Below are 14,041 nucleotides of genomic sequence, written 5' to 3' on the forward strand. Positions count from 1 at the left end.
TCACCCCGGCACCAGCGCCTCCAGGTCCGGCCGCAGCACGACGCTTTCCTGCTCGTTCGGGTCGGTGCGGGCGATGACAGCCACGCAAGGCTCGCTGCCGCTGTTGAACGGCAGATGCGGCACGCCCGCGGGGATGTAGAAGAGGTCGCCGGCGGCGGTGACTGCGTGTTTTTCGAGCCGCTCGCCGTAATAGACTTCCGAGACGCCGCTGATCACGTAGATCGCGGTCTCGTGGCTTTCGTGCAGATGCGCCTTGGCGCGGCCGCCGGGCGGAATGGTCAGGAGATGCATGCAGATGCCGGTTGAACCCGTGGTCTCGGCGGAGATGCCGGCGACGTACCGGAAACCCTGCTTGCCGTCATATGTCTCGTGCGGGCGCACCAGCGCGCAGTCGATCGGCGTCTTGTCGTCCATGGCATATCGTCCTTTACCGCGGCGGCGAGGATCGCACGCCCGCTCCATGAAGCCTGCACCCGCTGGCCGCACGGCCCGGGTTGCCTGCGTCACACCATATCTGCAGGCGGATGTGGCGCATGTCTGACCACCTGACCAGTGCGCCGGAGGCCGTCGGCCTGCCCGGCGCCGCGCCGGTGATCGCGGCGCGCAAGCTCGACCTCGTCTTCCAGACCGGCGACACGCCGGTGCACGCGCTGAAGGACATCGACCTCGACATCTTCAAGGGCGAGTTCGTCTCGCTGATCGGCCCGTCCGGCTGCGGCAAGACCACGCTCTTGCGCGTCATCGCCGATCTCGAGCAGCCGACCGGCGGCAGCCTCAGCGTCAACGGCATGACGCCGGACGCGGCGCGGCAGGCGCGCGCCTATGGCTACGTCTTCCAGGCGGCGGCGCTCTATCCCTGGCGTTCGATCGAGAGAAACGTCGCGCTGCCGCTGGAGATCATGGGGTATGACCGGGCCAGGCGAAAGCAGCTCGTCGACGCCAATCTCGACCTCGTCGGGCTTTCCGGCTTTGGCCGCAAGTTTCCCTGGCAGCTGTCGGGCGGCATGCAGCAGCGCGCCTCGATCGCCCGGGCGCTGTCCTTCGACCCGGAACTGCTCCTGATGGACGAGCCGTTCGGCGCGCTCGACGAGATCGTCCGCGACCATCTCAACGAGGAACTGCTGAAGCTCTGGGCAAAGACTCGCAAGACCGTGGTGTTCGTCACCCACTCGATCCCCGAGGCGGTCTTCCTGTCGACCCGCATCGTGGTGATGAGCCCGCGGCCCGGCCGCATCCACGAGATCATCGACTGCGACCTCGGCCCCGACCGGCCGCTGGAGATCCGCGAGACGCCGGAATTCCTCGCCATCGCGCACCGCGTCCGCGAGGGGCTGCGGGCAGGGCACGGGTATGATTGAGGGGTCAGGCACTTCATGACCCCATCCACCATCGCCGAGCCGGGCGCCGCAATTGGCTACAGCCCGCGGTCGCGTCTTGGTCGCATGGCCGAAGGCAACACGCTGCCGGTGCTCGCCGTCATCGCCGTGATCCTCGTCGTCTGGTATCTCGCCGCGATCGGGATGAACTGGGCGACCGAGACGGTGAAGCTGGAGCGGGCGGGGGAGCCCTACGGGCTTGCCGACACGATCGCCGCCACCTGGTCGGCGGAGCGCCCGGTGCTGCCGGCGCCGCACCAGATCGCCGTCGAGCTCTGGACGACCACCGTCGACGTCAAGCCGAGTTCGCCGCGCTCGCTGCTCTACCACTCCTGGATCACGCTCTCCTCGACCCTGGTCGGCTTTATCATCGGCACGGCGCTGGGCATGCTGCTCGCCGTCGGCATCATCCATTCGCGCACGCTCGACAAGAGCCTGATGCCCTGGCTGGTGGCATCGCAGACGATCCCGATCCTCGCCATCGCGCCGATGGTCATCGTCGTGCTCAATTCCGTCGGCGTCACCGGGCTCCTGCCGAAGGCGTTCATCTCCACCTATTTGTCGTTCTTCCCGGTGGCGGTCGGCATGGTGAAGGGGCTGCGGTCGCCCGACGTGATGCTGCTCGACCTGATGCATACCTATTCCGCTCGGCCCCTACAGACGCTGGCGAAGCTGCGCTGGCCGGCCTCGACGCCGTTCCTGTTCGCCTCGATGAAGGTGGCCGTCGCCGCGGCGCTGGTCGGGGCGATCGTCGGCGAGCTGCCGACCGGCGCGGTCGCCGGGCTCGGGGCGCGGCTTCTTGCCGGTTCCTATTACGGCCAGACGATCCAGATCTGGTCGGCGCTGGTCGCCGCGGCGATCATGGCCGGCTGTCTCGTCTGGCTGGTCGGGCTCGGCGAGCGCCTGGTGTTGCGCCGCATGGGGACGCGGCCGTGAGCGCCGTGCCCGTCACCGCCGCCCGGCCGGCGGCCATCGCGCTCAATGCCGCGCTTGCCGCCGCGGCGGGGCTCTACGCGCTGTCGCTGCTGGATGGCGGCAGCGGCCGGCTGCTGCTCGTCGTGGCCATTGGCTTCTGGCTGCTGGCCTGGCGGCTGACCGCCAGCCTGGTGGCGCTGGAGCCGAAGGGCCGCGCCGCCGGCGCCGTGATCAACATCGCCCTGCCGGCGCTGTTCGGCCTGACGCTGCTGCTGCTCTGGGAACTGCTGGTGCGCGGGCTCGACGTGCCCAGCGTCCTGCTGCCGCCGCCCTCGGCGATCGGCGCCCAGATCGCCGGGTCGCTGTCGATCCTCTGGGCGGATTTCCGCCAGACCTTCCTGAAGGCGGTGATCGCCGGCTATGTCCTCGGCTGCGGCAGCGGCTTCGTGGTGGCCGTGCTGGTCGACCGCTCGCCGTTCCTGAAGCGCGGGCTGCTGCCGATCGGCAACCTCGTCTCGGCGCTGCCGATCGTCGGCGTCGCGCCGATCATGGTGATGTGGTTCGGCTTCGACTGGCAGTCGAAGGCCGCCGTCGTGGTGGTGATGACCTTCTTCCCGATGCTGGTGAACACCGTCGCTGGGCTGCAGGCGGCCGGTGCGATGGAGCGCGACCTCATGCGCACCTACGCCGCCGGCCCCTGGCAGAGCCTCCTCAAGCTTCGCCTTCCGGCGGCCTTGCCCTTCATCTTCAATGCCCTGAAGATCAACACGACGCTGGCGCTGATCGGCGCGATCGTGGCCGAGTTCTTCGGCACGCCGATCGTCGGCATGGGGTTCCGCATCTCGGCCGAGATCGGCCGCATGAACACCCCGATGGTGTGGGCCGAGATCACCGTCGCGGCACTGGCCGGCTCGCTGAGCTACGGCCTCGTGGCGACGATCGAGCGGTGGGCGACTTTCTGGCATCCGTCCTATCGCAAGGGATAGGCGGCAGGCGTTGGGCAACAAAGGAGAAGGCGGATGAGGAAGTTTCTGGCAGGCGCGGCGGTCGCGCTCGCGGCCATGGGAGCCGGCAGCCCGGCGCTGGCGCAGGACGCGGTGACGCTGCAGCTCAAATGGGTCACGCAGGCGCAGTTCGCCGGCTACTACGTCGCCCAGGAGAAGGGCTTCTACGAGGAAGCCGGGCTCGACGTCACGATCAAGCCGGGGGGTCCCGACATCGCCCCCGTGCAGGTGTTGGCCGGCGGCGGCGCTGACGTTGTGGTCGACTGGATGCCGTCGGCGCTGGCCGCGCGCGAGAAGGGCGTGGCCCTGGTCAACATCGCCCAGCCCTTCGCCCGCTCCGGCATGATGCTGACCTGCCGCAAGGAAACCGGCATCGAGAGCCCGGAGAACTTCAAGGGCAAGACGCTGGGCGTCTGGTTCTCCGGCAACGAGTATCCGTTCCTCTCCTGGATGTCGAAGCTCGGCCTGCCGACCGAAGGCGGTCCGGACGGCGTCACCGTCATCAAGCAGGGCTTCAACGTCGACCCGCTGATCCAGAAGCAGGCCGACTGTATCTCCACCATGACGTACAACGAATACGGCCAGGTGCTCGATGCCGGCATCCCGGCGGACGAGCTGGTGGTGTTCAACTACACCGACCAGGGCGTCGCGACGCTGGAAGACGGGCTGTACGTGCTCGAGGAGGACCTGCAGGACCCGGCGACGGTCGACAAGTACGCCCGCTTCGTGAAGGCCTCGATGAAGGGCTGGGAATACGCCGCCGAGCACCCCGACGAGGCGGCCGAGATCGTCATCGACAACGACACGACCGGCGCCCAGACCCTCGAGCACCAGAAGTTCATGATGGGCGAGATCGCCAAGCTGCTCGGCGACACGCCGGCGCTCGACGTCGCGGCCGCCGAGAACACGGTCGAGGTGCTGATGGGCGGCGGCTCCGACCCGGTGATCACCAAGGCCCCGGAAGGCGCCTGGACCAGCGTCGTCACCGACAAGGCCGCCGAGCTCGAATAGGCACGCGCGGCGCCGGAACAGAAAAGGCCGGGGACTTCCCCGGCCTTTGCCTTGCTGGCGTCAGTAACCCCAGACGTCGCGGGCGACCGAGACGCAGCGGTCGAGCTTGCGCCACTGGTCGTCCTCGGTGAGATCGTTGCCGTGGACGGTGGAAGAGAAGCCGCACTGGTGCGACAGCGCGCACTGGTCGAGGTCGACGAAGGCCGCCGCCTCGTCGATGCGCCGCTTGACGGCGTCGGCCGGCTCGACCGTCGACGATTTCGACGACATCAGCCCGAGAACCACCGTCTTGCCCTTCGGCATGTGCCGGAGCGGGGCGAAGTCGCCGGAGCGCTCGTCGTCGTATTCCAGGAAGAAGCCGTCGATCGCCATCTCGTTGAACAGGATCTCGGCCACCGGCTCGTAGCCGCCCTTGGCCACCCAGGCGCTCTTGAAGTTGCCGCGGCACAGATGCACCGCGACGACCATGTCCTCGGGACGGTCGCGGATCGCGTCGTTGACCATGCGGCAGTAGAGCCGGGTCAATTCGTCCGGGTCGTCGCCGCGTTTGGCGGTGCGTTCGCGGATCTCCGGATCGCAGAGATAGGCGAGGTTGGTGTCGTCCATCTGCAGGTAGCGGCAGCCCCGCTCCGCGAGGTCGGCGATCTCGGCCCGGTAGGCGGCAGCGAGATCCTCGTAGAACGGCTCGAGATCGGGATAGGCCGAGCGCGACACGGCGTCCCGCCCGCCGCGGAAATGCAGCATCGACGGGGCCGGGATCGTCACCTTCGGCGTGCGCGTGACGACCGACTTCAGGAAGTCGAAATCGGCGCCCTGGATGGGCTTCGCGTGGCCGATCTTTTCGTTGACGTGCATGGTCGGGGGCGCAAAACCCACCTCGGTGCCGTCGTCCTTGCGGAAATGCGCCTTGAACTCGCCATAGGTCACCTCGACCCCGTCGAGCTGCTCGAGGAAGTCGACGTGGAAGAAGGTGCGGCGGAACTCGCCGTCGGTGATGCCCTGCAGCCCGACCGATTCCTGCCGGCGCACCAGCTCGGTGATGCATTCGTCCTCGATCTCGCGCAGCGTCTCCGCGTCGAGCTTGCCCTCGGCGTATTGCGCGCGCGCCTTCTGCAGCCGCTCGGGACGGAGGAAGCTGCCGACATGGTCGGCCTTGAAGGGAGGTCTGGTCATGATCGTCCTGTTTCGGTCGCCTGCTGGCGGGGCGGTCGGCCCGGCGCGTCGCGCCGGTTCGCCCCGGCGACGCATATAAAGACCGGCCGGGGTCTTTCCACCGGCGCCGTGTGTGCGATCATGGGCCACGATAACCCCGGGGTTATGCCGGGGGCCGGAAAATCATTGGCGCGCGTGCCGGACCTATATCATCCTCGCGTGCAACCGGGACGATGGCGGTGTGCGGGGGAGCCGGGAGGGCGACCGTCGCGGCGCCGGCTCCGGCGTCGCCCGCGACCCGGCCGAGAAGCCATATCTGGGAGGATATCATGCTCAAGATCCTGACGGGACTGCCGATCGCGGCGGCCTTCATCGCCCTCATGACCGGCGCCTCGCTGGGCCAGGAGGTGACGCTGCGCGTCCACCAGTTCCTACCGGCGCAGGCCACCATCCCGGCGAATGTCCTCGTTCCCTGGGCGGAGAAGATCACGGCGGAATCGGACGGTCGCATCGCCTTCGAGTTCTATCCGTCGATGCAGCTCGGCGGCACGCCGCCCGATCTCTTCGACCAGGCCCGCGACGGGGTGGCGGACGTCGTCTGGACGGTGCTCGGCTACACGCCCGGGCGCTTCCCGAAATCCGAGACCTTCGAGCTGCCCTTCATCATGACCGACGCGGTCTCGACCTCGAAGGCCTTTCAGGAATTCGTCGAGACGAACGCCGCCGACGAGTTCGACGAGGTGCATCTCCTGGCCGTCCACACGCACGGGCCGGGCCTCTTCCACACCAAGGCGCCGATCACCAGGCTGGAGGACCTTGCCGGCATGAAGATCCGCGGCGGCTCGCGGATCATCAACGACCTCCTAACCAAGCTCGGCGCGACGCCGGTCGGTATGCCGGTTCCGGCCGTGCCGGAATCGCTGTCGAAGGGCGTGATCGACGGGGCGACGGTGCCGTGGGAGGTGACGACGCCGCTGCGGATCGCCGAACTCGTCCGCCACCATACCGGCTTCACCGGCCAGAACGGCCTCTACACCCAGACCTTCGCCATCGTCATGAACGCCGATACCTATGAGGGGCTGCCGGACGACCTGAAGGCGATCATCGACGCGAACTCCGGCATGCCGCTCGCCACCATGGCCGGCGAGGCGATGGAAGCGGCGGACGCGGTCGGCCGGCAGAAGGCACTCGACCTCACCAACGAGGTCGTCGCCCTCGACGAGGCGGAGACCGCGCGCTTCAAGGAAGCCTCCCGCGTGGTGATCGACGAGTGGGTGGCGGCCGGCGAGGGCCGCCAGGCGCTGCTCGACAGCGCGACGGCGCTGATCGCCAAATACACCGGCGAGCGGGGCGAAAAGCCCGTCGAGGGCGCCGAAAAGGCGGCCAATTGAGCGTATCGGGGGGCTTGCGCCGCCACGCTCGGGCGGCGGCGAGACCGCCTTCGCGCCCGGCCCTGCCGCGATGAGCGAGACGTTTCATCCCGAGCCCGAGCCCGGGCCCGAGGCGGGCCGGCTCGGCGCCGCGGTGGAGCGCACGGCAAGGTTGCTCGCCTACGCCGGCGGGGTCTGCCTGGTGTTCGTCGTCGTCCTCACCTGCGCCTCGATCATCGGCCGGGCGATGCTGACGCTCGGTCTCGGCCTCGGACCCGTCCCCGGCGATTTCGAGCTGGTCGAGATCGCCGCGGGCGTCGGCGTGTTCCTGTTCCTGCCGCTCTGCCAGCTGAAGCGCGGCCACGTGACGGTGGACATCCTGTCCGGCTGGTTCGGCCGGCGCGGCGTCGCGGTCACCGACCTCGTCGGCAATCTGCTGATGTCGATCGTCGCTGGCGTGATCCTCTGGCGCCTGGTCGCGGGGCTGCAGGACAAGCTGCAGACGGGCGAGGAAAGCTTCATCCTCGGCATTCCGGTCTGGACCGGCTACGCGCTGTCGCTGGTCGGGGCGGTCAGCTTCCTCCTCGTCTGCCTCTACACGCTGCGCCGGTCATGGGCGGAGACGTCTTCCGCCGCTGCCGGCAACGCCTGAGGCATCCTTGACCAATCTCGAGATCGCGCTCCTGTCCTTCCCGATCCTGCTCGCGATGATCTTCGCGCGCATGCCGATCGGCCTTGCCATGCTGGTCTGCGGCTTCGTCGGCAACTGGATCGTCATGGGCCGCGTGACGCCGATCCTGGCGCAGCTGAAGTCGCTGCCCTACACGACCTTTGCCAGCTACTCGCTGTCGATCATCCCGCTTTTCCTGCTGATGGGCCAGTTCGCGGCCAAGGGCGGCATGAGCCAGGCGCTGTTCCGGGCGGCGAACGCCTGGATGGGGCACCGGCGGGGCGGCGTCGCGATGGCGGCGATCGGCGCCTGCGCCGGCTTCGGCGCGATCTGCGGCTCCTCGATCGCCACCGCCGCGACGATGGGCAAGGTGGCGCTGCCGGAACTCAAGCGCTACGGCTACGAGGGCGGCTTCGCCACCGGCGCGCTGGCCGCCGGCGGCACGCTCGGCATCCTCATCCCGCCCTCCGTGGTCCTGGTGATCTACGCCATCCTCACCGAGCAGAACATCGCCAAGCTGTTCCTGGCCGCCTTCGTGCCGGGCATCCTGGCGATGATCGGCTACATGATCGCCATCGCCATCTACGTGCGGCTGAAGCCGCAATCGGCCGGCATCGCGGCGAAGGCCGATCTCGCCGAGCGGCTGCGGCGCACCCGCGACGTCTGGCCGGTCCTCCTGGTGTTCTTCCTCGTCGTCTTCGGCATCTATTTCGGCTGGTTCACCCCGACCGAAGGTGCCGCGGTCGGCGCCGCCGGCACCGGACTGATCGCGTTCCTGAACGGCGGGCTCAGCCGCGCCGACCTTGCCGAATGCTTCGTCGACACGGCGATCGCCTCCGGCATGATCTTCTTCATCATCCTCGGCGCCGGGGTCTACAACTCGTTCCTCGCGCTCAGCCAGCTGCCGCAGGCATCCGCCGCCTGGGTCATCGCGCAGGGCTATTCGCCCTTCGTCGTGCTGACGGTGATCCTTCTCACCTATCTCGCCTTCGGCTGCGTGATGGACTCGCTGTCGATGATCCTTCTGACGGTGCCGATCTTCTTCCCGATCGTCATCGGGCTCGACTTCGGCCTGCCGCCGGAGGAGTTCGCGATCTGGTTCGGCATCCTGGTGCTGATCGTCGTCGAGGTCGGGCTGATCACCCCGCCGGTGGGGCTCAATCTCTTCGTCATCAACTCGATGGCGAGGGACACGCCGATGAGCCGGACCTATCGCGGCGCGCTGCCCTTCGTCGCCACCGACATCGTGCGCACGGTGATCCTCGTCCTGTTCCCGGCGATCACGCTGTTCCTGGTGCGCTGGCTCTACTGAGGCCGGCCCGTCTCACTCGGCGGGTGCGGCAGTCGGCCGTCCGTCTCCCTCCGCCAGCGGACTTGGCGCGTTGCGGCCGCGGCGGCGCTTCACCCAGGCCGAGAAGGTTTCGCCGAGGATCAGCAGGGCAGGGGTCAGCACCAGCGTCAGCACCGTCGCGAAGGTCAGGCCGCCGGCGATCGCGGTCGACAGCTCGATCCACCACTGCGTCGACGGCGCGCCGAAAGCGATGTCGCGGCGGATGAAGTCGACATTCGCGCCGATCACCATCGGCACCAGGCCCAGCACGGTGGTGATCGAGGTGAGGAACACCGGTCGCAGCCGCTGCGCGCCGGTGCGCATCACCGCCTCCAGCGGCGACTGCCCGGAGCGGCGCAGGTCGTTGTAGGTGTCGATCAGCACGATGTTGTTGTTCACCACGATGCCGGCGAGCGCGATCACGCCGATGCCGCCCATCACCACGCCGAACGGCCGCCCGGTCAGCAGCAGTCCGTAGAACACGCCCGCCGTCGAGAAGACGATGGCGGTCATCACCAGGATGGCCTGGTAGATCGAGTTGAACTGCGTGACGAGGACGATGAACATCAGGAAGATCGCCGCCGCGCCCGCCCCGGCGAGGAAGGTCGCGGCCTCGGCCTGGTCCTCGGCCTCGCCGCCGAACGTGTATTCCACGCCGGCCGGCAGCTCGGCCGCGGCGAGAGCGGCGTTCAGCTTCGTCGTCTGGTCGTTGGCGAGGACACCGGGCGCCACGTCCGCCTCGACCGACATCACGCGGCGCTGGTCGATCCGGATGATCGTGCCGACCTTGGGAGCCGGCTCGAACGACACGAAGTTGCGGATCGGCACGAGCCCCTGGGCGGTGCGGATCCGCAGGTCCTGCAGCCGCTCCAGCGTCCGGTCGCCGGCCGGGAAGCGCACGCGGATCGGCACCTCGCCGTCGCCGCCGGCATCGTCCGGCCGGTAGTTCGAGACCTCGATGCCGACGGTGAGCAGCCGCACCGCCTGGCCGAGCAGCGAGACGTCGGCGCCGTAGCGGGCCGCCTCCTCGCGGTCGACCTGCACCTGCCACTCGACCCCGGGCAGGGGCCTTGAATCGGTGACGTTCTCGAAGCCGCCGATCTGGTCCATCAGGGTGCGCACCGTGGCGACGCCCTCGGCGAGCGCCTCCATATCGCTGCCCAGCAGCTTGACGTTGATCGGCTTGCCGCTGGACGGCCCGCTCTGCTCCTGCTGCACGGTGACGTTGACGCCGGGGATGTCGGCGACGCGGGTGCGGATGTCCTCGAAGATCTCCGTCGCCTTGCGGCGCTGGTCCCATTCGTCCAGTTCGAGCTGGATCGTGCCGATGACGTCCGCGCCGAGCTGGCGGGCGCCGCCTTCGCCGATCGTGCGGGCATAGACGCTGCGCACCTCCTCCATGCCGAGCAGCCGGTCCTCGACGCGGCGGACCAGCGCGTCGCGCTCGTAGATCGAGAAATTGTCGCGGGCGCGGATCTGCACCTGCGCGAATTCCGGCTCGATCGACGGGAAGAACTCGACGCCGCGGCCGTATTGCGCAAAGCCGTAGAAGGCGCCGACGAGCAGCGTCGAGGCGATGACCAAGGTCGCGAGCGGCGCCTTCACCGCGCCGCGCAGCACCTTGAGATAGGCGCCCGTCGCGCCGCCGATGCGCGACACGTCGCCGGTCTCGGCGTCCTCCAGCGCCTGGCGCTGGCGCGCCGGCATCGGCTGGGCCTTGCCGATCATGCCGCCGAGCACCGGAATGAAGATCAGCGCCATGACCAGCGACGCCGACAGGGTGATCAGCACCGTGATCGGCAGGAACTTCATGAACTCGCCGACCATGCCGCTCCAGAACAGCAGCGGCAGGAACACCGCCAGCGTGGTGATGGTGGAGGCGATGATCGGCCACGCCATGCGCTGGGCCGCCTGCTTGTAGGCCTGGCGCGGCGTCGCCCCCTCCAGCAGCCGGCGGTCGGCGAACTCGGTGGTGACGATCGCCCCGTCGACCAGCATGCCGACCACGAGGATCAGCGAGAACAGCACGATGATGTTCATGGTGAAGCCCATGAACCAGAGGATCGCGATGCCGGCGAGGAACGAGCCGGGGATCGACAGGCCGACGAGGATCGAGGTGCGCAGGCCGAGCGCCGCGACGATGACGATCATGACGAGGACGATCGCCGAAATGACGTTGTTCTCGAGGTCGCCGAGCATCGTCTCGACCTGCTCGGATTCGTCCTGGAGATATTTCACCCGGACGGTATCCGGCCATTCGGCCTGGTGGCGGGCGACCACCTCGCGCACCGCCGCGACGGTCTCGATGATGTTGGCGCCGGAGCGCTTCTTGACCTCGAGCGCCAGCGAGGGCTCGCCGTCGATCCGGGCGAAGCCGCTCGGATCCTCGAAGGTGCGGCGCGCCACGGCGACGTCCGCGAAGGTGATCACCGTGCTGCCGTCGACCTTGACCGGCATGTCGAGGACGTCCTGCATGTCCTCGATGAGCCCGGGAACCTTGACGACGATGCGGCCCGCGCCGGTGTCCATCGCGCCCGCCGCGATCAGCCGGTTGTTGCGGCTGATCTGGCTGACCAGCTCGTCGAATGAGAGGTCGTAGGTCTCGAACACCGTCGGCTCGATCAGCACCTCGAGCAGTTCGTCGCGATCGCCGCCGATGTCGACCTCGAGGACCCCGGCCGATGCCTCCAGATCGTCCTCCAGTTCGTTGGCGATGTTGACCAGGGTGCGCTCGGGAATGGGGCCCGAGAGCACCACGGTCAGGATCGGAAACAGCGAGGTGTTGACCTCGTTGACCACCGGCTCCTCGACCTCGTCCGGCAAGTTGGGCCGGGCGCGGTCGACCGCGTCCTTCACGTCGGTGAGGGCCCGCGCCGCATCGAAGCCGGCCTCGAATTCCAGCTGCACCGAGGCGAAGCCCTCGGCGGCATGCGACTCCATCTCGTCCAGGCCCGACAGCGACGACAGCTCGGTCTCCAGCGGCCGCACCAGCAGCCGCTCGGAATCCTCCGGCGAGATCCCGTCCAGCACCGCCGTGACGTACATGACCGGGATCGGGATGTCGGGCGAGGATTCCTTCGGGATCGACTGATAGGCGATGATGCCGGTGACGAAGATCAGCACCAGGAACAGCAGCACCGTCCGGGAGCGGTCGAAGGCGGCCTCGATGATCCCGTTCATTCGGCACCCGCCGGCGCGTTGTCGGTGAACAGCGCCATCGCCAGCGCCGCGCTGACCTCGCCGGTGACCTCAAGGCCGTTGCTGCGCTGGAACTCGCGGATCGCTTCCTTGGTCGACTCGCCGAGGACGCCGTCGACCGGCCCGACCTCATAGCCGAGCGCGACCAGCCGCTGCTGCAGAAGTCGCACCGGCAGGCCTTCGCCGCTGACCCCGATCGTTTCGAGCAGCGACGCGATCTCCGTCGGCTGGCCGTCGGCGCTCTCGTCCTGTCCAGTCTCGGTGGATGGCTCGATGGAGCCCGTGGTGCTAGTCGCGCCGGGTTCGTCGTCTTGGACCAGCGGAGAGTCGTCCGGCGTTACGAGCGCGGGATCGGGCGTCGGCACTTCCTCGGTCGGATCCGCCTCGATCACCCGAACCGTCTCGCCGGCGGAGACGAAGCCCTGGCCGACCGAGATCACCCGCATCGTCTCCGGCGGCCCCGAGACCCAGATGCCGTCCGTCTCTGCGCGCACCAGCTTGATCGGGTGGAAGACCACCGTTTCGTCGGCGTCGACCGCCTTGACGCCGAGCGAGCCGTCGGGGCCGAGGGCAAGGAGGGCGGCGGAGAGGAAATGCGCCGGGATCTCGCCCACCGGGATCCGCACCTGCGCCGAGATGCCGGCCGGGATCTCGCGCTCCGGGTTGGCCACGGTGATCTCGACGGGAAAGGTGCGGGTCGCGGCGTCGGCGTTGGCGGCGACGTAGCTGACCGTGCCCTCGCGGCTCTCGCCGGTGATGAAGGTGACGGCGGCCGGCTGGCCGGCGCGGACCCGGCCGACGCTCTGCTGGGGGATCTGGATGTCGACGGTGAGCGGATCGTTGTCGATCACCGTGCCGACCTCGGCGGAGGCGGCGACGAACTCGCCGAGATCGAGGTCGAAATTGTCGAGGACGCCGGTGATCGGCGCGCGGATCTCGGTATCCCCGGTGGTCTGCTGGATGGCCGCGAGATCCGCCTGCGCGGTGGCGAGTTCGGCCTGCGCCGCCTCGACCTGCGCTGTCGTGGCGTAGCCGCGCTCGGCCAGCCCGGAGATGCGGTCGAATTCGCCCTGGCGGCGGGCGAGCTCGGCCTGGGCCTGGGTGCGCTGGGCAACGCGGTCGTCGAGCGCGATGCGGGCGATCAGCGCGCCTTCCTGAACGAAATCGCCCTTGGCGACGGCGACGTCCTCGACCGTGCCGCCCACCTTGGCGCGGACCGGCGTCATGCGGTCGGGCGACACCTGTCCCTCGGAGGCGACGAATTCGGTGACGGTGCGGGCGCGCGAGACGAAGGCCTCGACGGTGAAGGGCTGGCGTTCGGTGGTGCGCGGCGCCTCGGCGTCGGTCGAGGCGGCGGGGTAATAGTAGCCGGAACCCATCCAGCCGACGAGCGCCAGCACGAAGAGCGCGGCGATCCAGCCGGACCAGGATTTCGGCTCGCGCGGCTTCGGCTGCGTCGCTGCCTCGGATTCGGCGGCCTTCCGATTGTCGGTCATGGCTTGTCCCGTCCGCCGGCAGCAAGCTGGCTCAGCTGTCCCGAAAGTTCGGTCATCGCGGCCAGCGTAGTTTCGAAGAAGACCCGAGCCTGGTCGAGCCGGGCGCGCTCGACGCTGGCTTCCGGCGGCAGCGCATCATGGGCCGTTGCCAGCGTTGCCAGCGTCTCGCCCATCCGTGCCGCGACCCCGCGCAGCATGTTGACGTAGGGCTGGTCGGCCAGGCGGTAGTAATCCTGCCGCTGCCCGGCGACCCGCACGCGAGCCAGCAGCCCCTTGTTCTCGAGCAGCCTCGCATTGGTGGAGATCGACGCGCGGCTGACGCCCAGCCGTTCGGCCAGGGCACCGAAACTGATCAGGCCTGGCTCGAGGATCATCAGCCCGAAGATCCTGCCGGCGATCCGCGGCATGCCCTCGGCCTCGAGATGATCGCCCATCCGCTCGATGAGGTGGGCTGCCGCGGCGAGGCGGCGCTCGTCGGGCATGGTGGTCTGGTCGACAGCGATGTTCATGCCGGGCAGA

General features: G+C 68.6%; 12 protein-coding genes. 7 read left to right on the forward strand and 5 right to left on the reverse strand.

Features of this window, described 5'->3' with window-relative positions; all coding sequences use genetic code 11:
• Positions 1-414, reverse strand: coding sequence for a cupin domain-containing protein (locus LXB15_RS04085; RefSeq protein ID WP_233951057.1), 414 nt, complete (start codon positions 412-414; stop codon positions 1-3).
• A 119-nt stretch (positions 415-533) separates the two neighbouring features.
• Here LXB15_RS04085 and LXB15_RS04090 point away from each other — a divergent pair, with 119 nt between their 5' ends.
• From LXB15_RS04090 to LXB15_RS04105, 4 genes are read left to right on the forward strand one after another with little or no spacing between them, the layout of a single operon-like run.
• Entirely contained in the window at positions 534-1,358 is an 825-nt protein-coding gene (locus LXB15_RS04090) for an ABC transporter ATP-binding protein (RefSeq protein WP_233951060.1), read from the forward strand.
• A 15-nt stretch (positions 1,359-1,373) separates the two neighbouring features.
• The gene (locus tag LXB15_RS04095; RefSeq protein ID WP_233951062.1) at positions 1,374-2,312 is read left to right on the forward strand and encodes an ABC transporter permease; all 939 of its coding nucleotides are present in this window, start codon (positions 1,374-1,376) and stop codon (positions 2,310-2,312) included.
• Complete coding sequence (locus LXB15_RS04100; RefSeq protein ID WP_370640171.1) at positions 2,309-3,277, forward strand: ABC transporter permease; 969 nt, start codon at positions 2,309-2,311, stop codon at positions 3,275-3,277. Before LXB15_RS04095 ends, LXB15_RS04100 begins: the two co-directional genes overlap by 4 nt.
• A 33-nt stretch (positions 3,278-3,310) precedes the next feature.
• Positions 3,311-4,306 carry an ABC transporter substrate-binding protein gene (locus tag LXB15_RS04105; protein WP_233951064.1) on the forward strand — a complete coding sequence of 332 codons (996 nt, stop codon included), beginning with the start codon at positions 3,311-3,313 and terminating at the stop codon, positions 4,304-4,306.
• Positions 4,307-4,366: 60 nt separating this feature from the next.
• Here LXB15_RS04105 and LXB15_RS04110 read toward each other — a convergent pair whose 3' ends face one another.
• Positions 4,367-5,479 (reverse strand): 5-methyltetrahydropteroyltriglutamate--homocysteine S-methyltransferase, encoded by a 1,113-nt coding sequence (locus LXB15_RS04110; RefSeq protein WP_233951065.1) that lies wholly within the window; start codon positions 5,477-5,479, stop codon positions 4,367-4,369.
• Between the two features lie 308 nt (positions 5,480-5,787).
• Here LXB15_RS04110 and LXB15_RS04115 point away from each other — a divergent pair, with 308 nt between their 5' ends.
• The 3 genes from LXB15_RS04115 (at position 5,788) to LXB15_RS04125 (ending at position 8,810) form a co-directional block, all read left to right on the forward strand.
• Complete coding sequence (locus tag LXB15_RS04115; protein WP_233951067.1) at positions 5,788-6,849, forward strand: TRAP transporter substrate-binding protein; 1,062 nt, start codon at positions 5,788-5,790, stop codon at positions 6,847-6,849.
• Positions 6,850-6,919: 70 nt separating this feature from the next.
• Positions 6,920-7,480, forward strand: coding sequence for a TRAP transporter small permease (locus tag LXB15_RS04120; protein ID WP_233951069.1), 561 nt, complete (start codon positions 6,920-6,922; stop codon positions 7,478-7,480).
• A 7-nt stretch (positions 7,481-7,487) separates the two neighbouring features.
• Positions 7,488-8,810 (forward strand): TRAP transporter large permease, encoded by a 1,323-nt coding sequence (locus LXB15_RS04125; protein WP_233951071.1) that lies wholly within the window; start codon positions 7,488-7,490, stop codon positions 8,808-8,810.
• A 12-nt stretch (positions 8,811-8,822) separates the two neighbouring features.
• On the opposite strand, the gene LXB15_RS04130 is transcribed toward LXB15_RS04125, so the two are convergent.
• The 3 genes from LXB15_RS04130 to LXB15_RS04140 are packed head-to-tail and all read right to left on the reverse strand — an operon-like array spanning position 8,823 to position 14,031.
• Positions 8,823-12,008: an efflux RND transporter permease subunit gene (locus tag LXB15_RS04130; RefSeq protein WP_233951073.1), complete on the reverse strand. Its 3,186-nt coding sequence runs from the start codon at positions 12,006-12,008 to the stop codon at positions 8,823-8,825.
• The gene (locus LXB15_RS04135; protein ID WP_233951076.1) at positions 12,005-13,522 is read right to left on the reverse strand and encodes an efflux RND transporter periplasmic adaptor subunit; all 1,518 of its coding nucleotides are present in this window, start codon (positions 13,520-13,522) and stop codon (positions 12,005-12,007) included. The genes LXB15_RS04130 and LXB15_RS04135 overlap by 4 nt, the downstream gene beginning before the upstream one ends.
• Positions 13,519-14,031 (reverse strand): GbsR/MarR family transcriptional regulator, encoded by a 513-nt coding sequence (locus LXB15_RS04140; protein ID WP_233951078.1) that lies wholly within the window; start codon positions 14,029-14,031, stop codon positions 13,519-13,521. The genes LXB15_RS04135 and LXB15_RS04140 overlap by 4 nt, the downstream gene beginning before the upstream one ends.
• Positions 14,032-14,041: the final 10 nt, after the last annotated feature.

This window comes from Aurantimonas sp. HBX-1, from assembly GCF_021391535.1.
Taxonomy (GTDB): Bacteria; Pseudomonadota; Alphaproteobacteria; order Rhizobiales; family Rhizobiaceae; genus Aurantimonas.

Coding starts and splice junctions, on each gene's coding strand:
- LXB15_RS04085 (WP_233951057.1), bottom strand. CDS start 414: ATGGACGACAAGACGCCGATCGACTGCGCGCTGGTGCGCCCGCACGAG.
- LXB15_RS04090 (WP_233951060.1), top strand. CDS start 534: ATGTCTGACCACCTGACCAGTGCGCCGGAGGCCGTCGGCCTGCCCGGC.
- LXB15_RS04095 (WP_233951062.1), top strand. CDS start 1,374: ATGACCCCATCCACCATCGCCGAGCCGGGCGCCGCAATTGGCTACAGC.
- LXB15_RS04105 (WP_233951064.1), top strand. CDS start 3,311: ATGAGGAAGTTTCTGGCAGGCGCGGCGGTCGCGCTCGCGGCCATGGGA.
- LXB15_RS04110 (WP_233951065.1), bottom strand. CDS start 5,479: ATGACCAGACCTCCCTTCAAGGCCGACCATGTCGGCAGCTTCCTCCGT.
- LXB15_RS04115 (WP_233951067.1), top strand. CDS start 5,788: ATGCTCAAGATCCTGACGGGACTGCCGATCGCGGCGGCCTTCATCGCC.
- LXB15_RS04120 (WP_233951069.1), top strand. CDS start 6,920: ATGAGCGAGACGTTTCATCCCGAGCCCGAGCCCGGGCCCGAGGCGGGC.
- LXB15_RS04130 (WP_233951073.1), bottom strand. CDS start 12,008: ATGAACGGGATCATCGAGGCCGCCTTCGACCGCTCCCGGACGGTGCTG.
- LXB15_RS04135 (WP_233951076.1), bottom strand. CDS start 13,522: ATGACCGACAATCGGAAGGCCGCCGAATCCGAGGCAGCGACGCAGCCG.
- LXB15_RS04140 (WP_233951078.1), bottom strand. CDS start 14,031: ATGAACATCGCTGTCGACCAGACCACCATGCCCGACGAGCGCCGCCTC.